Here is a 20,097-nt window from a genome sequence, read left to right as displayed (position 1 = left end):
CATGATAAAAGCTTTTAATCTAACAAAAAAATACGGTAAATATGAAGTTTTAAAAGGGATAAGTTTTGAAGTTGAAAAAGGAAATATTTACGGCTTATTAGGGCGAAATGGTGCTGGCAAAACTACCACAATGAATATTTTAACAGGGCTTATTGATTATGATGAGGGAGAAATATATATCAATGGTAAAATGTTAAATAGAAATAATAGGAAACTAATTAACGAAATAGGATACCTTCCTGAAAATCCTACTTTTTATAACTACATGACTGGTAGCGAATACCTGTATTTTATAAGTAAAATAAGAGGTATTCCTCATCAAAAAGTTAGAACAGAAGTGGAAGAACTCCTTAATACAGTTAAATTAAAAGAAGCCGCCAACAAAAAAATACAAGGTTATTCAAGAGGAATGAAGCAAAAATTAGGACTGGCGGTGGCTCTTTTAGATAACCCTGAAATAATTTTTTTAGATGAACCTACATCTGCCTTAGATCCAGAAAGCAGATATGATATACTTAATCAAATCTTGGAAATGAAGAAAAATGGAAAAACCATATTCTTATCTACCCATATATTAAGTGATGCTGAGAGAGTTTGCGACTATGTTGGCATACTTGATAAAGGTAAAATTATCTTTTCAGGAAGATTAAAAGAATTAAAGCAAAAATATATTCAGCCTGTGTATGATATTGTCTTTGAAAATTTACCTACCAATGCTGAAGAAAAACTTAATAATGTAAAATGGATTGATGATATTAAAATAGAGAATGATATTATAAGTATTTACGTAAATGACATTGAAGCAGCAAAAAAGAATATCCTCAATGAAATATCAAAACTTAGTATACCTGTTATATCACTGCAAAGAAGAGAAAATACTCTAGAGGACATATTTATAAGGATGGTGAAGCAAAATGAACACCTTTAAAGCATATCTGAAAAAGGAAATAATAGAATCGTGGAGGCATTACAAATATCTAATACTTCTAATTGGCATTGTTCTATTTGCTATACTTGATCCTATAATCCTTAAATTGCTTCCAGAAATGCTTAAAAATGAAATAAATGGTGATTTAGCTTCTTTAATACAAATTGATATGAAATCTGCAGTACAAAATTATATAAAGGATTTAAATCAAATATCATTACTGATAGTGCTTTTAACACTCATGGGAACCCTAAGAGAAGAAGTGTCTTCACAAAAATTAGTATTCCCTTATTCTAAAGGTGCTAACCTTTCAGCTATTGTCATATCAAAAATACTTCATTATTCCGTTACTTTGTCAATTTTCATAATAACTGGATTTGCTATTAATTACTATTACGCAACAACACTTTTCCATAACAACGTCATAGCTTTCAATAAAATATTAATATCATCTATCTTAATGTCAATTTATTATATTTTCATAATAACATTGCTTATATTTTTGAGTAGCATTTTGAAAAAAGGTATAATAGCTGCATTATTAGTATTAATACTTCATATAGTCTCATCAATATTAGTAAATATTGATAAAATAGCTAAATTTATTCCCTACAACTTAATTTCACTTGCGAATTCCTTTAGTACAGAAAATATTTTAACTACAATTATATCGGCAATACTATATTGCATAATATTGTCCATATTTACAATGAAAATAATGAACAAAATTGAAATAATATAACTTTTTCCCGAACAAGGAGACGGTTTTTTTGTTTCATATTGAAATAAGACAAAAGAACCGTCCCCTTGTCTTTTATAAAGAGAGGCTATATTTAATCCTCTCTTTTTTATTTTTTCTGTGGTATAATGTACTAAAGATTTTGTGTGCTAAAGGGAAGTATAAAATGGATAAAAAGGAGATTGCGAATATTTTAAACGATATAGGGTTATTGCTGGAGCTTAAAGGGGAAAATCCTTTTAAGTCGAGAGCTTATTATAATGCTGCGAGGACAATAGAATTATTAGATGAAGATATAGAAATCCTTGTTAAAGAGGATAGATTAAAAGACATAAAAGGGATAGGGGAGGCAATTAATAAAAAGATTACGGAGCTAGTTTTAACAGGTAAAATGAAATATTATGAGGATTTAAAAGCCTCTATTCCTGAAGGGCTTGTTGAAATGCTTAAAATTCCCGGTCTTGGTCCAAAAAAGATAAAGACTATATACGAAAAATTAAATATTACCACAATTAGAGAGTTGGAATATGCTTGTATAGAAAATAGATTGATAGATCTTGCGGGTTTTGGGGAAAAAACTCAAAAGAAAATTTTGGAAGGGATACAGTTTGTAAAGCAATTCAGCGGTCAGCATTTATATCCAGAAGCTTACACAGAAGCGCTTAAATTAAAGGAATATTTAGATATGACTAAAACTGCATTAGTGACGAAAATTGCAGGTAGTTTACGAAGGAAAAAAGAGATAGTAAAAGATATTGATATTTTGGCTGCGGCATCAGATTCCTCAAAAGTTATGGAAGCCTTTGTAAATTATCCAGGGGTAAAGGAAGTTATAGCAAAAGGAGATACAAAAACCAGTGTCATTTTAAAGTCAGGTATAAATGCAGATTTAAGAGTTGTAACGGAAAAAGAATTCCCTTATGCACTTCACCACTTTACAGGCAGCAAAGAGCACAATACTGCAATGAGGCATAGGGCGAAGCAAATGGGTATCAAAATGAACGAATACGGTAGGCAAAAGATGTAATAAACACTTATGAAGTTCATGAAATCTACAAATTATTCCAATTGAAGTGAGATGAATAAATCAATGGGTAGTAAAGGAATAATGAGTTAGCCTAAAGGCGGCTTTTTGCTTTTGAAAGATGCAAAATAGAAGGTAGTTTTTATTAATAGATGCAAGCAACAAAATTTTAAAAACGATTGCTGAACAGGAAATAAATGAGCAGGCAAAACGATAAATTCATAAATAAAAGAGACGATAGCTGGATGTATGTCCTTCCACAGCACCGACTTGCTATCGTCTCTTTAGTTTACCGAAAGATGTTTACCGCCATTTTTTGTTTTGTAAGTATTCATGGATGGAGCGAGCTGCTTTTTTTCCGGCACCCATGGCCAAAATTACAGTAGCTGAACCCGTTACAATATCGCCTCCAGCCCATACCCCTTCTCTGGAAGTTCTTCCCTCTTCATCGACAGCGATATAACCGTGTTTTGTAAGTTCTAAGCCTTCAGTGGTCTTTGTGAGGAGGGGATTAGGGCCAGTACCTATGGCGATTACTACCGTATCAACATCCATAATAAATTCAGAACCCGTTATAGGAACTGGACGACGACGACCCGAAGCGTCAGGTTCTCCAAGTTCCATGCGGATACACTCAATACCTTTGACCCAACCATTTTCGTTACCTATTATTCTCACTGGATTTGTGAGGAAATCAAATATAATACTTTCCTCTTTAGCGTTCTCGAATTCTTCTTTTCTTGCGGGCATTTCTTCTTCAGAACGGCGATACACAATATGAACTTCGTCAGCTCCCATTCTTAGAGCAGACCTGGCTGCATCCATAGCTACATTGCCACCCCCTATTACTGCTACTTTTTTGCCTACCTTTATGGGGGTGTCAGTGTTGGGAAAAGAATAGGCTTTCATCAGGTTTATTCTGGTTAGAAACTCGTTGGCTGAATACACGCCAAGGTAGTTTTCACCAGGTATGCCCATAAATTTCGGGAGGCCAGCTCCGGTGCTGATAAAGACAGCCTCATACCCCATTTCAAAAAGGTCGTCTATCGTCAGAACTTTGCCCATAACCATGTTGGTTTTAATTTCTACGCCCAGCTGTTGTATAAACTTTACTTCTTGTTCCACTATAATTTTCGGTAGCCTGAATTCAGGAATACCGTATACCAGTACGCCGCCGGGTTTGTGAAGAGCTTCAAAGATCGTTACATCATAGCCGAGTTTAGCCAAATCTCCTGCACAGGTGAGACCGGCGGGCCCGGAACCGATGATGGCCACTTTTTTACCAAGCTTTTTAGGAATTACCGGGGGACGGATACCTTTTGTTCTCTCCCAGTCTGCTGCGAACCGTTCTAGGCGACCTATGGCCACAGGTTCACCTACTTTGCCCAAAACACAGTTTTTCTCGCATTGTGCTTCTTGTGGACAGACTCTGCCACATATGGCGGGCAAGCTGTTGGTTTCTTTTATAATCTTTATAGCTCCTTCAAAATCTCTTTCTGCAATACGTTTTATAAACTGGGGAATTTGTACCTGAACGGGGCACCCTTCAACACATCCTGGTTTTTTACACTGAAGGCACCTCTGGGCTTCACTAACTGCCTCTTCTTCCGAATAGCCCAAAGCTACTTCGTTAAAATTACGCCTGCGGACTTCAGGCTTTTGGGTAGGCATGGGTGTTTTCTTTTTGCTTCTATTTAACGGCATCTTTATCAGCTCCTTCTATTTTGTTGATTAATTTGCATTCATGAGCTTCATTAAATCTTTCGAGGGAAATTTTTTCTTCCTCCTTATAAGTGGCCAATCTTTTTATTAGTTCATCGAAATCTACTTTATGGCCGTCGAAAGCCGGACCATCAACGCAAGCAAATTTGATTTCTCCGTCTACGGTGACACGACACCCACCGCACATGCCTGTGCCGTCTACCATTATGGGATTAAGGCTCACCATAGTGGGTATGCCATAGGGCTTGGTAATTTCGCTTCCTATTTTCATCAAAATCGGGGGACCTATGATAATAATCTCATCAAATTTTTCACCTTGTTCTAAAAGCTCTTTAAGTACTACTGTGACAAACCCATGGCGGCCTTTTGAGCCATCGTCGGTGCAGATATACATCCTGTCACTTACAGCTTTTATCTCTTCTTCCAAGATTAGCAATTCAGCTGTCCTAGCACCTATAATAGAAACTACTTCTACCCCCTGCTGATGAAGCATTTTGAGTTTAGGATAAAGTGGAGCAATACCAAGGCCTCCGCCTATTCCTAAAACTTTCTTGTGATTAGGAAACTCCACTGGAACTCCTAATGGGCCAACAAAGTCCTCTATATAGTCTCCCGCTTCCAAAGTCCCCAGCTCACGGGTGGTTTTACCTACCTCTTGGAATACTATTGTAACAGTGCCATTCTGGGCATCGTAGTCCGCAATAGTAAGGGGAATCCGCTCTCCTCCTTCTTTTATCCTTAGTATAACGAATTGGCCTGGCCTTGCTTTTTTAGCCACTAGTGGTGCCTCTATTACAAACAACTTGATGGAAGGTGCCAATTCTCTTTTTTCTAAAATTTTGAACATGATAATCCTCCTCTTCTATTAAGATTTCAGCAATATTTTATCACTTTCGAAGATATTATTAGTATTAATGACAATAAAAATGTTACGAAAATAACTATTTATTGTTATTTTTTAACAAAAGGCCGATGTGTCACAAAAAAAAACCGTTGTATTTAGCTTTATCAACATAAAAATGGGGGTTTAAGTCCCCATTTTTATGTTAATATCACAACAGGTTTGATTAGGTCTTTTGGTTTATCTTTCATCAGCATTAGAGCTTTTTCAATATTATCAAATCCTTGAAAAACATGAGTGACGAGTTTGGAAGGATCGACACGCTTATAAAAAACAAGGTCAATCAGTCTTTCCATTCTTAGACGTCCACCAGGGCATAAACCGCCTTTTATAGCTTTATGAGCCATGCCGCAACCCCATTCAAGACGAGGAACAGGCAGAACATCTCCTTCGCCAAAATAATTTACATTAGCGATGGTGCCGCCTGGTTTAACAATCTTAACTGCTGTAGCCATAATGTCAGCATTTCCTCCAGCGATGATGGCAGCATCAACACCTTTGCCTTCCGTTAAATCCATAATCTGGCTTTCGATAGGACCATTTTTATAGTTTACAATATCAGTAGCTCCATAGTATTTTGCAGCATCTACACAAACAGGTCTACTGCCTACTGCAATAATTCTTCCAGCACCCCGCAATTTGGCACCAGCGACTGCCATAAGACCTACTGGACCAATACCCAAAACCGCTACCGTTGCACCTAATTCTATTTCTGCCAGTTCGGCTCCGTGAAAGCCAGTAGTCATCATATCGGGAATCATAACTGCAGCTTCCAATGGAATTTCCTTAGGCAGATGTGCTAAATTCATATCAGCATCGTTCACATGAAAAAATTCACCAAAAACACCATCTTTTATATTCGAAAATTTCCAGCCTGCCAGCATTCCACCAGAGTGTTGGTGATATCCTCTTTGTACTTCAGAGGTTCGCCAATCAGGGGTAATAGCTGGTACAACAACGCGATCACCAGGTTTAAAATCTTTTACCTCACTACCTACTTCAACTACTTCACCTACAGCTTCGTGACCGAGTATCATGTTATGTCTTTCGCCAATAGCACCTTCAAAAACGGTATGAACGTCCGAAGTGCAAGGGGCCACAGCTAGAGGTCTTACGATAGCGTCAAAAGGGCCGGGAGTAGGCTTTTCTTTTTCAATCCAACCGACTTTACCGATACTGAGCATTGCAAAACCTTTCATTATTAAGACACCTCCTGAAATACTGGGAAAGTTATTAATGTGAATACTAGCTAACCCGTTAATTATTAATAATTTATTTTATAATTGTATACAGTATACAATTTATAATATAACACATCGTTAGGAATTTGTCAATCATTATTTTTTATTTTTGCGAAATAATTTAACGAAATTTTTTATGAAAAACTCTTGAAAAAATTTTTTATGGTGGTATAATGTAAAATAAAAGTTGTATAATTATAAATTAAATATTGTATTTATGCATTAAAAAATATTTTTTTAACACTTTATGCATAAATATAAATCAAAGCGTATATATATTAATAAATGACAGGGGATGTAAAAGAGGGAGGCACTTTAAATGGTGAGAGTAGGAATATTTGGGGCAACGGGTTATACAGGAGTCGAACTTATAAGAATTCTCTCAAAGCATGAAAAAGTAGAGATAAAATATCTTTCTTCTCAAAGTTATAATACCAAAGCAATTTCGGATGTTTATTCATCCCTCATTGGTTTTTGCGACAAAGAGTTGGAAGAGTTAAGCCTAGAAAAGGCAATGTCAGAATGCGATGTCATATTTACGGCTTTGCCTTCAGGTCATGCTTCAAAAATCGCCAGAGAAGCTGTAAAAAAAGGAGTAAAGGTGATTGACTTAGGAGCTGACTTTAGATTTGACGATTACTCTGTCTATAAAGAATGGTATGGTGGAGATTATGAAAATTATGAAGGTATTAAAAGGGTATATGGTCTTCCGGAAGTTTACAGAGATACTATAAAAGAGGCTCAAGTTGTAGGAAATCCTGGATGTTATCCTACAAGCGTTATATTAGGGCTTATGCCTCTTTTGAAAAATGGCATAATAGAGGGGAATGTAATTGTTGATTCAAAGTCAGGCGTATCAGGGGCAGGTCACAATCCCTCCCATAACAATATGTATGCAGAATGCAATGAAAACATAAAAGCGTATAATGTTGCAAAGCATAGACATATCCCAGAGATGGAGCAAGAGCTTTCAAAAGTTTTTGGTGAAAAAGTGTCTGTTGTGTTTACTCCCCACCTTACGCCAATGACAAGAGGAATTTTAAGTACTATGTACTGCAAACTAAAAAAAGATATGGATGTAAACACTGTTTATAATATTTACACCGATTTTTATAAAAATGAGTATTTTGTAAAAGTGTTACAACCTGGCGATTACCCTGCAACAAAAAATGTTTATGGGTCGAATTTTTGTCACATAGGGTTTGAAGTTGATAAACATACTAATACTTTAATAGTGATGTCTGCAATTGATAATCTCGTTAAAGGGGCGTCAGGCCAGGCAGTGCAAAATATGAATATTATGTTTGGAATAGATGAAAATACTGGACTTGATATAGTTCCAATATATCCGTAGATAAAAACACAAACAAAAAAAGGGATTTGGAGGATTTGATAATGGAAGAGTTGGAGATTTTAGAAGGAAGTATTGAACTGCCGAAAGGCTTTTTGGCTTCGGGTATCTTTGCAGGAATTAAAAAAAGCAAAAAAGATGTCGCACTCATATATTCAGAAAAAGTGGCAAATGCAGCGGCTGTATTTACAACGAATAAGGTTAAAGCAGCGCCAGTCCTTCTTGATATGAAAAGAATAGAAAAAGGTATAGCACAGGCGATCATTATAAACAGTGGCAATGCCAATGCCTGCACAGGAGAAAAAGGTTTTGAGGATGCTGTTAACATGGCCAAAAAAGTGTCACAACTTCTTAAAATAGATGAAGAAAATGTGCTGGTATGTTCTACAGGGGTTATTGGTGCACCTCTTCCTATGGAAAAAGTTTTAAAAGGGATTGAGGCTGCGGCAGAAAATCTTTCAACAGAGGGTGGGTACCAAGCGGCTGAAGCTATAATGACAACAGATACTTTTTTAAAAGGTGTGACAGCCAAGTTTGTAATAGAAGGTAAAATTGTTACAATGACAGGGTTTGCAAAAGGGTCAGGTATGATACATCCAAATATGGCGACAATGCTTTCTTTTATACTTACAGATGCGAGTATAACTAAAGTTGCATTAAACAAAGCTTTTAAAGAAACTGTAGACAAAACTTATAACATGATTTCTGTTGATGGAGATATGAGCACAAATGATACAGCGGTAATACTTGCAAATGGGGAAGCGCAAAACAAAATAATAGAAGAAGGGACTCATGAGTTTGATGTGTTTTATAAAGCCTTAGAGTATGTGAATAAAACTCTTGCAAAACTTATTGTGAAGGATGGGGAAGGAGCAACTAAGTTCATGGAAGTAAATGTAATAAATGCAAAAACTGAAAAAGATGCAAGATTAGCTGCAAAGTCTATCGTAAACTCAAATCTTGTAAAGACAGCTATATTCGGTGAAGATGCCAACTGGGGAAGGATTCTCGCGGCAGTGGGATATTCAGGAGCAGATTTTGACGCAAGTAGAGTTGACATATATTTAAAAAGCATGAAAGGAGAAATTAAAGTTTGTGAAAACGGAGGTTACATCTTTTTTGATGAGGCTTTAGCCAAAGAAATTTTAAAAGAAAAAGAGATTACTGTAACCGTAGATATGAAGGCCGGGGAATATAGTGCGACTTCTTGGGGGTGCGACTTAAGCTATGACTATGTAAAAATTAACGGGAGTTATAGAACATGATTAGAAAGCAAAAATATGGTGACGAAATCGCAAAAGCCCATGTTTTAATAGAAGCACTCCCTTATATTAAAAAGTTCTCCGGCAAGACAGTTGTAATAAAATACGGTGGAAGTGCAATGTTAGACTGCAATTTAAAAAGAATGGTAATGCAGGACATTGTATTGATGAAATTTGTAGGATTAAACCCCGTAGTTGTACATGGCGGTGGACCAGAAATAAATAAGATGCTAGAAAAGTTAGGGATAGAGTCAAAATTTGTAAATGGACTGCGGGTTACTGACGAAGCCACTATGGAAATTGTTGAAATGGTGCTGACAGGTCGTATCAACAAAGAAATTGTATCCTTGATCAATGAACTAGGGGGCCAGGCGATTGGCGTAAGCGGGAAAGATGGGAGACTTTTAAAGGCGGAAAAAGATACCTCAAACGGCGACATAGGATACGTAGGAAAAATTGTAGATGTAAACATAGATGTAATAACGATGATGCTGGAAAAAGGCTATATACCTGTTATTGCACCGACATCTTTCGGAGATGACGGCAAAACATACAATGTAAATGCGGATACTGCAGCAGGAAAAATCGCAGAAGCATTAAAGGCTGAAAAACTAATTTTACTTACAGATGTCGAAGGAATTCTATCAAATATAAATGATAAAAGTAGCCTAATATCCCGAATGGACTTAGAGCATGCAAAAGAATTTATGAATTCGGGACGCATAAACGGTGGAATGATACCAAAACTTGAATGTTGCATAAAAGCTGTTGAAAATGGCGTGAAAAGAGCTCACATCATTGACGGAAGGCTTACACATTCATTGCTTCTTGAAATTTTTACTGATGAAGGAATAGGTACTATGATAGGAAAGGAATGTTTTGACGATGATAACCTCTGAGGATAAGAAATATCTAATGAATACTTACAGCAGATACCCTATTACCCTGGTAGAGGGAAAAGGGACAAAAGTGTGGGATGACAAAGGGAATGTTTATCTCGATTTTGTTGCAGGCATTGCAGTAAATTCACTGGGGCATTGTCATCCGGCATTAGTTGATGCTATAAAGAACCAATCCGAAAAACTTATACACTGTTCTAATCTTTATTGGAATGAGAATCAGATACAACTTGCAAAGACAATCGCGGAAAACTCCTTTGGGGACAAGGTATTTTTTGTAAATAGTGGTGCAGAAGCAAATGAAGGCGCAATAAAACTTGCCAGAAAATATGCCTCATTAAAATACGGTAGTAAAAGGTACAAAGTTATATCTGCCAAAAATTCTTTTCACGGTAGAACTTTTGGGGCACTTACTGCGACAGGTCAAGAGAAATATCACAAAGGTTTTGGCCCACTTCTTTCTGGTTTTAAATATGTACCTTTTAATGATATTGACGCTCTTTATGAAGCAATTGATGATGAAGTGTGTGCAATTATGCTGGAAGTAGTGCAAGGCGAAGGTGGTATCCATGAAGCTACACCGGAGTATATAAAGGCAGCAAGAGAAATATGTGATGAAAATGACATTCTCTTTATAATAGACGAAGTTCAGACAGGTATAGGAAGGACGGGAAAACTTTTTGGATATGAACATTACGGCATAACTCCTGACATTATGACTTTAGCAAAGGGATTGGGAGGAGGCTTCCCAATAGGAGCTATTGTCGCAAAAGAGGATAAAGCTGTTTTTCAACCGGGAGACCATGCCTCCACATTTGGCGGGAGTCCTTTAGCTTGCGCCGCAGGAATTGCAGTGATGAATGAAATAACAAAGGAAGGCTTTTTAGATAGTGTGGCTCAAAAAGGCGAGTATTTTAGGAGAAAACTTAAAAATTTAAAGGAGAAATACAGTGTCATAAAAGAGGTGAGAGGAAAGGGCCTTATGATAGGCTGCGAAATGGATATGGAAGAAGCTTCGGATATTGTGACAAAGGCAATGGGAAAAGGCTTACTTATAAATTGTATCAGCCACAATGTTTTAAGATTTGTTCCTCCTCTTACTGTGACAGAAGAGGAAATAGATACGGCGTTAATAATACTGGAGGATGTACTTTGTGAAATGGGGTTTTAGCATGAAAGGTTATTTAAAACTTGAGGATGGAAGCATATTTGAAGGTGAGTTAATAAGCAAAAACAAAAAAGGATATGGAGAGGTTGTTTTTACCACAGGTATGACAGGCTATCAAGAAGCCATAACAGATCCATCTTATGCAGGTCAAATAGTTGTCATGACATATCCTTTAATAGGAAATTACGGCATTAACAAATACGACTTTCAATCAGAAAAGCCTTATATAAGAGGATTTGTGGTACGGGAATATTGCGATAAGCCTAGTAATTTTCAAAGTGAGGAGTCGCTTTTAAGCTATCTTGATAAGCACAACATACCAGTATTATCGGGAATTGATACAAGGGCTTTGACAAAAAAGCTTAGAGAAAATGGAACTATGAGAGGAATTATAACTTGTAACCCTGACGACGACATAGAATTTGACCAAACAAATCTTTTAGAAGAAGTTTCTACAAAAAGGTCATATCGTATAGCGGGTATTGGCCCAAAACTTGCTTTTATTGACCTTGGCACAAAAAAAAGTATTTTAAAGATGCTAAATTCTGTTGGGTTTGATATTTATGTGTTTCCTTATAATACAAGTTATGATGATGTTATGCAAATAAATCCCGATGCAATATTTCTTTCAAATGGACCAGGAGACCCTAAAGATGCAGTTTATGCAATAGAACTTACTAAACAATTTATAGGTATAAAACCTGTGCTTGGAATATGCTTAGGGCATCAAATAATAGCCCTTGCTCTTGGATGTAATACAGTAAAGATGAAATTTGGCCACAGAGGTGCAAATCAACCTGTTAAGGATTTACTAACAAATAAAGACTATATAACTTCTCAAAACCACGGATACGCTGTTGAAGAGGAGTCAATAGATAAAGACAAGATAACTGTAACCCATATAAACTTAAACGATGGAACAGTAGAAGGCATTATGCATAAGTTTCTGCCAGTTTTTTCTGTGCAGTATCATCCTGAGGCATGTCCTGGGCCCCGTGATTCAACAGATATTTTTGATAAATTCATGGATATAGTCATGGTTTACAAAAGGAGGTCTTATTTTGCCGAAGTATAAGGATATTAGTAAGGTTCTGGTAATAGGCTCAGGCCCTATTATAATAGGGCAAGCAGCGGAGTTTGATTATTCAGGAACCCAAGCCTGTAAATCCTTAAAAGAAGAAGGGGTACAAGTCGTTCTGGTAAACAACAATCCAGCTACCATAATGACTGATACTGATATAGCAGATATTGTTTATATTGAAAATCCTACTGTTTCTGTAGTTGAAAAAATAATAGCAAAAGAAAAACCCGATGGAATTCTTGCTACCTTAGGAGGACAGACAGGGCTTAATCTTGCTGTCAAACTTAAAGAAGATGGAATTTTAGATAAATATAATGTAAAACTTTTAGGAACTTCTTTTGAGTCAATAAAAACTGCAGAAGATAGAGAACTTTTTAAAAGAAAAATGCAGGAAATAGGAGAGCCAGTTGCTGAAAGTATCACAGTCACAAATGTAGAGGATGCACTTAAATTTGCTAAAAATTACGGTTATCCTTTGATAATAAGGCCTGCATATACACTCGGAGGTACAGGCGGTGGTATAGCCCACAATGACGAAGAACTTATATCGATTGTGGATTTAGGTCTTAAAAAAAGCATGGTTGGAGAAGTGCTTGTTGAAAAATCTCTGTACGGATGGAAAGAAATAGAGTTTGAGGTAATGAGAGATGCCGCTGATAATTGTATTACGATTTGCAGCATGGAAAATTTTGATCCAGTAGGAGTTCATACAGGAGATAGTATAGTTGTAGCGCCAGTGCAGACTTTGTCAGATTACGAATATCAAATGTTAAGAAGTGCAAGCATTAAAATAATCAAGGCTTTAAAAATTGAGGGAGGATGTAATATCCAATTTGCTTTAGATCCCCAAAGCCACAAATACTATGTTATAGAAGTAAACCCAAGGGTTAGTCGTTCAAGCGCACTGGCATCAAAAGCGACAGGTTATCCTATTGCAAAGGTTGCTGCAAAAATTGCAATAGGGCTTAGACTTGATGAAATAAAAAATCCTGTAACAGGTAAAACAACTGCATTTTTTGAACCTGCACTGGATTATGTTGTGACAAAAATACCGAGATGGCCTTTTGACAAATTTTATACTACTGATAGAAAAATAGGTACACAGATGAAGGCGACAGGAGAAGTAATGGCAATAGAAAGGTCTTTTGAAGCCTCCCTCTTGAAGGCCGTAAGGTCATTAGAGATAAAAGCTTACGGCCTTCGATTAAAAAATATAAAAGGCATGAAAACAGAAGAAATACTAAAAGGCATATCAGTTCCTAATGACATGAGGCTATTTTATATAGCAGAAGCTCTTCGCCGCGATATAGACATTGATTATATTAATGACGTTACAAAAATAGACAAATGGTTTTTAAATAAGCTTTTAAATATTATAAATATGGAAAGGGAAATAGAGAAAAATGAGTTAAGGGAAGAGATTCTTAAAAAAGCAAAGAGAATGGGATTTTCAGACAGAGAAATTGCAACAATAAAGGGAATTAAAGAAGAAGATGTGAGAGCATTAAGAAAAGAATATAGCATATATCCTTCCTATAAAATGGTAGATACCTGTGCAGCGGAATTTGAATCAGTTACACAATATATATATTCAACTTATGGCGAAGAAGACGAAGTTGAGACCCATGACATACCAAAAGTAATTGTAATAGGCTCTGGTCCTATAAGAATTGGTCAGGGAATTGAGTTTGATTACTGTTCTGTTAAAGCCTTGTGGGCTTTAAGAGATGCTGGAATTAAATCTATCATAATAAACAACAATCCTGAAACTGTCAGCACAGACTTTGACACGGGAGACAGGTTGTACTTTGAGCCTATTACATTAGAGGATGTTTTAAACATATATGAAAAAGAAAAACCACTTGGTGTAATGGTAATGTTTGGCGGCCAGACAGCGATAAATCTTACAGAAGAGTTAGTCAAAAACGGAGTGAAAATATTAGGCACATCGCATGAAAGCATTGACATAAGTGAAGACAGGGAAAAATTCTCAAAACTTTTAAAAGAGCTAAACATCAATCAACCTAAAGGCGAATATGCATTAACAGTAGGAGATGCAAAAGATATAGCCTTAAAACTTGGTTTTCCACTTCTTGTAAGGCCATCCTATGTTATAGGCGGTCAGTCCATGGAAAAAGTTAACACACTTCAAGAGATAATCGACTATGTTTCAAATGCAACCCAAGTATCTCCAGGCAAACCTGTTTTAATAGATAAATATATAGATGGAAGAGAAGTAGAAGTTGATGCAGTTTCAGATGGTGAGTGTGTATTAATACCCGGAATAATGGAGCACATAGAAAGAGCTGGAGTGCATTCAGGAGATAGTTTCTCAATATATCCTGCAAGAAATTTGTCTGAACGGGAGATAAACACTATTATCGAATACACAGAGAAGATTTCAAAAGCTTTAAATGTAAAAGGACTTATAAATATTCAATTTGCTGTAAAAGAAGGCACTGTATACGTGTTAGAAGTAAATCCCAGAGCTTCACGTACTGTACCTATTATGAGCAAAGCAACGGGTATACCTATGGTAAAACTCGCAGTAGAAGTGGCCTTAGGCAAAAAGCTAAAAGAGTTAGGTTATAAAGGCGGTTTATGGCCGCAGACCCCATATACGGTTGTAAAAGCTCCCGTATTTTCTATGGAAAAATTGACAGATGTTGAAGTTTCACTAAGTCCTGAAATGAAATCAACTGGAGAAATAATGGGTATAGATTTAAGCTATGAAGGAGCACTTTACAAAGCTTTAGAAGGAGCAGGCCTTAAAATACCTAAAAAAGGTAAGATTCTTCTTTCAATAGCGGAAAGAGATTTTCAAGAAGCAGTATCTTTAGTAGAAAAATTGCAGGGCTTAAGTTATGAAATATATGCCACATACAGGACAGGTAAGTATTTGAGTTTGATGGGTATTCATGTAAATATTATGTCTCTTGACAATGCAATAAAATTGCTGAAGGATGGATATTTTGACGCTGTAGTAAATACACCGACAAAAGGTAAAAAACCTGATAATACGGGATTTAAGTTAAGAAGAACATCAGTAGAATATAGAATTCCTCTTTTTACATCTATAGATACTATAAAAGCGGCATTAAATGCTGTGTCAAAAGTAAATATAAACGGCTTGTCCATTTTATCTGTAAATGAATATCAAGAAATACAAAAGGATAATGTCAAAAATTTGGTTTTGTAAGGAGTGTTTAAAAATGTTAAAAGGCGAAAAAGTGGTACTTGCTTATTCAGGAGGACTTGACACATCAGTAATTATACCATGGCTTAAAGAAAACTATGAATGTGAGATAATAGCGGCTTGCATTGATGTAGGACAGGGAGAAGAACTTAAACATATAAAAGACAAGGCTTTAGCGAGTGGTGCCAGTAAAGTATATATTGAAGACGTAAAAGAAGAATTTGTCAAAGATTATATATTTCCTACTTTAAAGGCTGGTGCTGTTTACGAAGGGAAATACCTTTTAGGCACTTCAATGGCGAGACCTTTAATTGCCAAAAAACTTGTGGAGATTGCCCACAAAGAGGGTGCAAAGGCAATAGCTCATGGTGCGACAGGCAAAGGCAATGACCAGGTGAGGTTTGAGGTATCAATACATGCTCTTGACCCTTCAATAAAAATCATAGCCCCGTGGAGGATATGGGATTTAAAATCAAGGGAAGATGAAATAGACTATGCGAAAAAGAAAGGGATTCCAATCCCTGTTACTAAAGAAAAAATATACAGTGTCGATAATAACTTGTGGCATATAAGCCATGAAGGTGGCGACCTTGAAGACCCCTGGAATGAGCCTAAAAGCGACCTTTACGATATAATCACCCCACCTGACAAAGCCCCAGATAAGCCGGAATATGTAGTTATAGAATTTGAAAAGGGCATACCTGTGAAAGTAAACGGCAAAGCTTTAGAACCTGTCAAATTAATAGAAGAATTAAACGTAATTGCAGGAAGAAACGGTGTGGGGATAGCCGACATTGTTGAAAATAGGCTTGTAGGGATGAAATCTCGCGGTGTTTATGAAACTCCTGCAGGGACACTGCTTCACGCTGCTCACAAAGAACTTGAATATCTTGTGCTTGATAAGGAAACAATGAGGTTTAAGGATTTGGTTTCACAAAAATATGCAGACCTTGTTTACAACGGTTTGTGGTTTTCACCACTTAAAGCTGCGCTAGACGCTTTTGTGGAGGAAACGCAAAAAAATGTAACGGGTGTTGTAAGACTGAAGCTTTATAAAGGAAATGTCATAAACGCAGGAGCAAAATCTCCTTATTCTCTTTACAATGAAGAATTTGTAACTTTTGGTAAAGATGAGGTTTATAATCAAAAAGATGCAGAAGGATTCATAAATCTCTTTGGACTTTCTTTAAAAATTAAGGCGTTGATGGAAATGGAGAGGAAGGATATGGATGAAGCTGTGGGGAGGTAGGTTTAAAAGCGAGACGGACAAACTAATGGAGGAGTTTAATTCCTCCATTTCTTTTGATATTAGGCTTTTAAAGCATGACATATTAGGCTCAATTGCCCATGCAAAAGGACTTTATAAAGCTGGAGTGCTGACAGAAGATGAGCTCAATTTAATAGAAAAAGGGTTAAAGGAAATTCTTGATGAAACCAATGTAGGAGAGATACCAAATGATGAAGATGTTCATTCTTATGTTGAAAGGCTTTTAACTGAGAAAATAGGCGATACAGGGCGTAAACTTCACACAGGAAGAAGTCGAAACGACCAGGTTGCGACAGATGAAAGGCTTTATTTGAGAGAAGAGATAGACAAAATAAAAGAGGATTTAATAAAACTTATAGATACCTTAAAAGAAATGGCTGAAACTTATAAAGAAGCGATTATGCCGGGATATACACATTTGCAAAGGGCACAGCCTGTGACTTTTGGCCATCATCTTCTTGCCTATGTTGAAATGTTTAAAAGAGATTTATCAAGGCTTGAGGATATGGTGAAAAGAGTCAATGTAATGCCTTTAGGCTCTGGTGCACTTGCGGGTACCACCTTTGATATTGATAGAAAATACGTGGCATCTCTTTTAGGGTTCGATGATATAACTTTAAACAGCATGGATGGTGTAAGCGATAGAGACTTTGTAATAGAATTTTTAAGCTTTGCCTCTATAACAATGATGCATTTGAGCAGATTCTGTGAGGAATTAATTTTGTGGTCCACCAAAGAATTTGATTTTATTGAGATGGACGACAGATTTTCAACAGGAAGCAGTATGATGCCACAAAAGAAAAACCCCGATGCAGCAGAATTAATAAGGGGCAAAACCGGCAGGGTTTACGGCGATTTGATTACAATACTTACTGTGATGAAAGGACTTCCTCTTGCATATAACAAAGACATGCAGGAGGATAAAGAGGCTTTGTTTGATGGAATAGACACTTTAAAAATGTCTTTAAGAGTTTTTACAGAAATGATAAAGACAATTAAAGTAAAGACTGAGAAGATGGAAAAAGCTGCAAAATATGGTTACATGAATGCTACAGATTTTGCAGACTATCTTGTACAAAAAGGTATTCCTTTTAGGACCGCCCATGAAATTGCAGGCAAAGTTGTCTTATATGCGATAGAACGAAACTTACCAATTGAAGAGTTATCACTTGAAGAACTTAAAAAATTCAGCGATGTAATAGAAAAAGATGTATATGGGGCGATAGATCTTAAAAATATATTGAAGAAAAGAAAAACTATAGGTGCACCAAAGATATAAAAACTTAGACCTCCCCAAACAAAGGGGACAGTTCAGAACCCAAACAAAAGGAACCATCCCTTTTGTTTGGGTTTGGGGTCATATCAGTGAAATAAATTGTTCTATTTCTTCTTTTATGACATCGAGAGATTTTCTCCAGAAATCGATAGAATGTATGTCAAATCCCACGATTTTTCCTAATTCGTAAAGATTTTTCTTGCCTGTTTGGGATAAAAGTTCTTTGTACTCCTCTACGAATTTTTCTCCTTCTTGATTGTACTTGCAAATTAGGCCTTTTACAAATAGTTCACCAAAAGCGTAAGGGAAATTGTAATAGTTTAAGTCAGCATCGTAATAGTGGGGTTTATTTATCCACATGTAAGGGTGCATATAATTTTGGTCAAGTCCATCTCCATAAGTTTTTTTCTGAGCATCTATCATCATTTGTTTTAGTTCTTCCACAGATAAGGAATGGTCTTTTCGCCTTTTTAGGAGTTCATCTTCAAATAAAAATCTTGAGTAAATATCGACTATGGTTTGAGTGGAGCGCTGGAGAGAATTTTCTATAATTGACAGTTTTTCTTCTTTAGTTGCCGTTTTTAATGCGGAGTTTACTATTATGTGCTCATTAAAGATAGAGGCAGTTTCAGCTATGGGCATAGGGTACCTTGAGTTTATTAATGTTTCATCTGCCAGTAGATGGCCGTGGTATCCATGTCCTAATTCGTGGGCTAATGTCAAAACATTAGAAAAACTTCCATCATAGTTTGCGAGAATTCTGCTTTCTTTTATTGGATGCAGGTTAAAGCAAAAGGCTCCTCCTCTCTTGCCTTCTCTAGGTTCTGCATCAATCCAATTATTTCTAAAAGCGTTATCTGCAAATTCTGCAAGGTCTTTACTGAAAGACTTGAAGTTTTCTACAATAAATTCTCTAGCCTCTTCAAAGGTAAGTTTTTTGTCCAGTTTTCCTACAGGGGCAAAGAGGTCATAGAAAGGAAGTCCTTCTTTGTGACCTAAAAGCTTTGCTTTTTCTTTTAAATACTTTCTAAATACTGGTAAATATTCTTCTATGGCTTTTAACATTGCATCAAGGGTTTCAAAATCCATACGAGAGCGCTGTAACGTCATTTCGAGGGGAGAAGAGTATTTTCTCAATTCTGTTGCAGTGAGGACTTCACCTTTTATTCCGTTTAGACAGGCGGCTGAGGCTTCTTCTATCTTTTTGTAGGAATTTAACTCTGCAAAGTAGGCAGTCTTCCTTATGTAAGGGTCCTTGTCATAAGCCATGTTTCTGACAACTGAAAGAGGCAGTTTTTTTTCTTCTCCATTTATGTTTATATCTACAAGTAGTGTGGAGGTTAAAAACTCATGTAACTTTGCCCATGCTTCTGAACCCGTGTTTTTCATTTTTGCCAGTATTATTTCTTCTTTTTCTGATAGGAGGTGTTCGGCTTCCTTTATTGTTTCTTTTACGTAAAACTCATGAGATTTGAGGTATGAAGAGGATTCTATTATTTCATCTACGTTTTTGAGGTTTAAAAGCCACCTTTTGAATTTTGTTTCAGGCTCTGCCAGCATTGTTGTAACATTTTCAAGGGTTTCAACTGCTTTGAGGGCTTTTTCATTTTTAACATCTACACTTAAAGAGAGCAAAGAAAAGCCCCTCACTTTTACTAAAAGGTCTCCCAGTTCATTTTTAAACTTTATGTAGTACTCAAGCTTTTCTTTTGCATTTTCATCTGTTTGGAGGTTTTCCTCGCACCACTTTTTTATGTGTTCAATTGATGAAAGTATCTTTTCGTTGTCTTTTTTAAATTCTTCGCTGTCAAAGGAGGTATAAAGCTTTTCTAACGACCATCTCATTTTACTTTTCCCCCATTTTTATATAATTTTTATCAATTTGATTGTAAACCAATTCAAAAAAGAAGTCAAATTGTAAGATTAACAAACTGGTTAATATTGCTCTTTTAAGGATTTTTGAGCGTTTTATTATGTTCCTCTTTTTAAAGAATATGCTATTTTATTTTTAATAGCTGCTGTATCACGCTCTGAGGTAAGTT

The 20,097-nt window shown here is 36.2% G+C and carries 14 protein-coding genes and 1 pseudogene; 11 read left to right on the top strand and 4 right to left on the bottom strand.

Annotated features, from left to right (window positions below; translation table 11 throughout):
* Window position 1: 1 nt before the first annotated feature.
* The 3 genes and pseudogenes from EB239_RS00795 to EB239_RS00785 form a co-directional block, all read left to right on the top strand.
* Window positions 2-928 carry an ABC transporter ATP-binding protein gene (locus EB239_RS00795; protein WP_003869681.1) on the top strand — a complete coding sequence of 309 codons (927 nt, stop codon included), beginning with the start codon at window positions 2-4 and terminating at the stop codon, window positions 926-928.
* Window positions 915-1,670 carry an ABC transporter permease gene (locus EB239_RS00790; protein ID WP_003869682.1) on the top strand — a complete coding sequence of 252 codons (756 nt, stop codon included), beginning with the start codon at window positions 915-917 and terminating at the stop codon, window positions 1,668-1,670. Before EB239_RS00795 ends, EB239_RS00790 begins: the two co-directional genes overlap by 14 nt.
* Before the next feature lie 163 nt (window positions 1,671-1,833).
* Window positions 1,834-2,679 (top strand): annotated as a pseudogene (locus EB239_RS00785) (helix-hairpin-helix domain-containing protein); the annotation flags it as partial.
* 315 nt (window positions 2,680-2,994) lie between these two features.
* Here the strand turns inward: EB239_RS00785 and gltA are convergent.
* From gltA to EB239_RS00770, 3 genes are all read right to left on the bottom strand, one after another.
* Window positions 2,995-4,395: an NADPH-dependent glutamate synthase gene (gltA, locus tag EB239_RS00780; protein ID WP_003869684.1), complete on the bottom strand. Its 1,401-nt coding sequence runs from the start codon at window positions 4,393-4,395 to the stop codon at window positions 2,995-2,997.
* On the bottom strand, window positions 4,382-5,260 hold the full coding sequence (locus EB239_RS00775; RefSeq protein WP_003869685.1) for a sulfide/dihydroorotate dehydrogenase-like FAD/NAD-binding protein: 879 nt from the start codon (window positions 5,258-5,260) through the stop codon (window positions 4,382-4,384). Before EB239_RS00775 ends, gltA begins: the two co-directional genes overlap by 14 nt.
* A gap of 194 nt (window positions 5,261-5,454) precedes the next feature.
* A complete protein-coding gene (locus tag EB239_RS00770; RefSeq protein ID WP_003869686.1) occupies window positions 5,455-6,513 on the bottom strand; it encodes an NADP-dependent isopropanol dehydrogenase in 1,059 nt (352 codons plus the stop codon).
* A 361-nt stretch (window positions 6,514-6,874) separates the two neighbouring features.
* On the opposite strand from EB239_RS00770, the gene argC reads away from it, so the two are divergent.
* Genes argC through argH form a run of 8 tightly spaced genes read left to right on the top strand, consistent with a single transcriptional unit; the run spans window position 6,875 to window position 18,058 of the window.
* Window positions 6,875-7,909: an N-acetyl-gamma-glutamyl-phosphate reductase gene (argC, locus tag EB239_RS00765; RefSeq protein ID WP_003869687.1), complete on the top strand. Its 1,035-nt coding sequence runs from the start codon at window positions 6,875-6,877 to the stop codon at window positions 7,907-7,909.
* Between the two features lie 41 nt (window positions 7,910-7,950).
* Window positions 7,951-9,171 carry a bifunctional glutamate N-acetyltransferase/amino-acid acetyltransferase ArgJ gene (argJ, locus tag EB239_RS00760; RefSeq protein WP_003869688.1) on the top strand — a complete coding sequence of 407 codons (1,221 nt, stop codon included), beginning with the start codon at window positions 7,951-7,953 and terminating at the stop codon, window positions 9,169-9,171.
* Entirely contained in the window at window positions 9,168-10,067 is a 900-nt protein-coding gene (gene argB / locus EB239_RS00755) for an acetylglutamate kinase (RefSeq protein WP_003869689.1), read from the top strand. Before argJ ends, argB begins: the two co-directional genes overlap by 4 nt.
* Window positions 10,054-11,238 carry an acetylornithine transaminase gene (locus EB239_RS00750; protein WP_003869690.1) on the top strand — a complete coding sequence of 395 codons (1,185 nt, stop codon included), beginning with the start codon at window positions 10,054-10,056 and terminating at the stop codon, window positions 11,236-11,238. The genes argB and EB239_RS00750 overlap by 14 nt, the downstream gene beginning before the upstream one ends.
* Before the next feature lies 1 nt (window position 11,239).
* Entirely contained in the window at window positions 11,240-12,310 is a 1,071-nt protein-coding gene (carA, locus tag EB239_RS00745) for a glutamine-hydrolyzing carbamoyl-phosphate synthase small subunit (RefSeq protein ID WP_039929494.1), read from the top strand.
* Window positions 12,297-15,515, top strand: a complete 3,219-nt coding sequence (gene carB / locus EB239_RS00740; RefSeq protein WP_003869692.1) for a carbamoyl-phosphate synthase (glutamine-hydrolyzing) large subunit — start codon at window positions 12,297-12,299, stop codon at window positions 15,513-15,515. The genes carA and carB overlap by 14 nt, the downstream gene beginning before the upstream one ends.
* A gap of 13 nt (window positions 15,516-15,528) precedes the next feature.
* On the top strand, window positions 15,529-16,761 hold the full coding sequence (locus EB239_RS00735; protein ID WP_003869693.1) for an argininosuccinate synthase: 1,233 nt from the start codon (window positions 15,529-15,531) through the stop codon (window positions 16,759-16,761).
* The gene (gene argH, locus EB239_RS00730; protein ID WP_003869694.1) at window positions 16,742-18,058 is read left to right on the top strand and encodes an argininosuccinate lyase; all 1,317 of its coding nucleotides are present in this window, start codon (window positions 16,742-16,744) and stop codon (window positions 18,056-18,058) included. The genes EB239_RS00735 and argH overlap by 20 nt, the downstream gene beginning before the upstream one ends.
* Before the next feature lie 78 nt (window positions 18,059-18,136).
* On the opposite strand, the gene EB239_RS00725 is transcribed toward argH, so the two are convergent.
* On the bottom strand, window positions 18,137-19,900 hold the full coding sequence (locus EB239_RS00725) for a M3 family oligoendopeptidase (protein WP_003869695.1): 1,764 nt from the start codon (window positions 19,898-19,900) through the stop codon (window positions 18,137-18,139).
* Window positions 19,901-20,097 lie beyond the last annotated feature (197 nt).

The organism is Thermoanaerobacter ethanolicus JW 200, from assembly GCF_003722315.1.
In the GTDB taxonomy this organism is placed as follows: Bacteria; Bacillota; Thermoanaerobacteria; order Thermoanaerobacterales; family Thermoanaerobacteraceae; genus Thermoanaerobacter; species Thermoanaerobacter ethanolicus.
The sequence above is the reverse complement of the archived record's forward strand: the minus strand, read 5'-3'. Positions and strand labels throughout refer to the sequence as shown.

What these genes read in the sequence shown, in the direction of transcription:
- EB239_RS00725 (WP_003869695.1), bottom strand. Translation starts at nt 19,900, where the DNA reads ATGAGATGGTCGTTAGAAAAGCTTTATACCTCCTTTGACAGCGAAGAA.
- argJ (WP_003869688.1), top strand. Translation starts at nt 7,951, where the DNA reads ATGGAAGAGTTGGAGATTTTAGAAGGAAGTATTGAACTGCCGAAAGGC.
- argH (WP_003869694.1), top strand. Translation starts at nt 16,742, where the DNA reads ATGAAGCTGTGGGGAGGTAGGTTTAAAAGCGAGACGGACAAACTAATG.
- argB (WP_003869689.1), top strand. Translation starts at nt 9,168, where the DNA reads ATGATTAGAAAGCAAAAATATGGTGACGAAATCGCAAAAGCCCATGTT.
- carA (WP_039929494.1), top strand. Translation starts at nt 11,240, where the DNA reads ATGAAAGGTTATTTAAAACTTGAGGATGGAAGCATATTTGAAGGTGAG.
- gltA (WP_003869684.1), bottom strand. Translation starts at nt 4,395, where the DNA reads ATGCCGTTAAATAGAAGCAAAAAGAAAACACCCATGCCTACCCAAAAG.
- EB239_RS00775 (WP_003869685.1), bottom strand. Translation starts at nt 5,260, where the DNA reads ATGTTCAAAATTTTAGAAAAAAGAGAATTGGCACCTTCCATCAAGTTG.
- EB239_RS00735 (WP_003869693.1), top strand. Translation starts at nt 15,529, where the DNA reads ATGTTAAAAGGCGAAAAAGTGGTACTTGCTTATTCAGGAGGACTTGAC.
- EB239_RS00750 (WP_003869690.1), top strand. Translation starts at nt 10,054, where the DNA reads ATGATAACCTCTGAGGATAAGAAATATCTAATGAATACTTACAGCAGA.
- EB239_RS00770 (WP_003869686.1), bottom strand. Translation starts at nt 6,513, where the DNA reads ATGAAAGGTTTTGCAATGCTCAGTATCGGTAAAGTCGGTTGGATTGAA.
- EB239_RS00790 (WP_003869682.1), top strand. Translation starts at nt 915, where the DNA reads ATGAACACCTTTAAAGCATATCTGAAAAAGGAAATAATAGAATCGTGG.
- EB239_RS00795 (WP_003869681.1), top strand. Translation starts at nt 2, where the DNA reads ATGATAAAAGCTTTTAATCTAACAAAAAAATACGGTAAATATGAAGTT.
- argC (WP_003869687.1), top strand. Translation starts at nt 6,875, where the DNA reads ATGGTGAGAGTAGGAATATTTGGGGCAACGGGTTATACAGGAGTCGAA.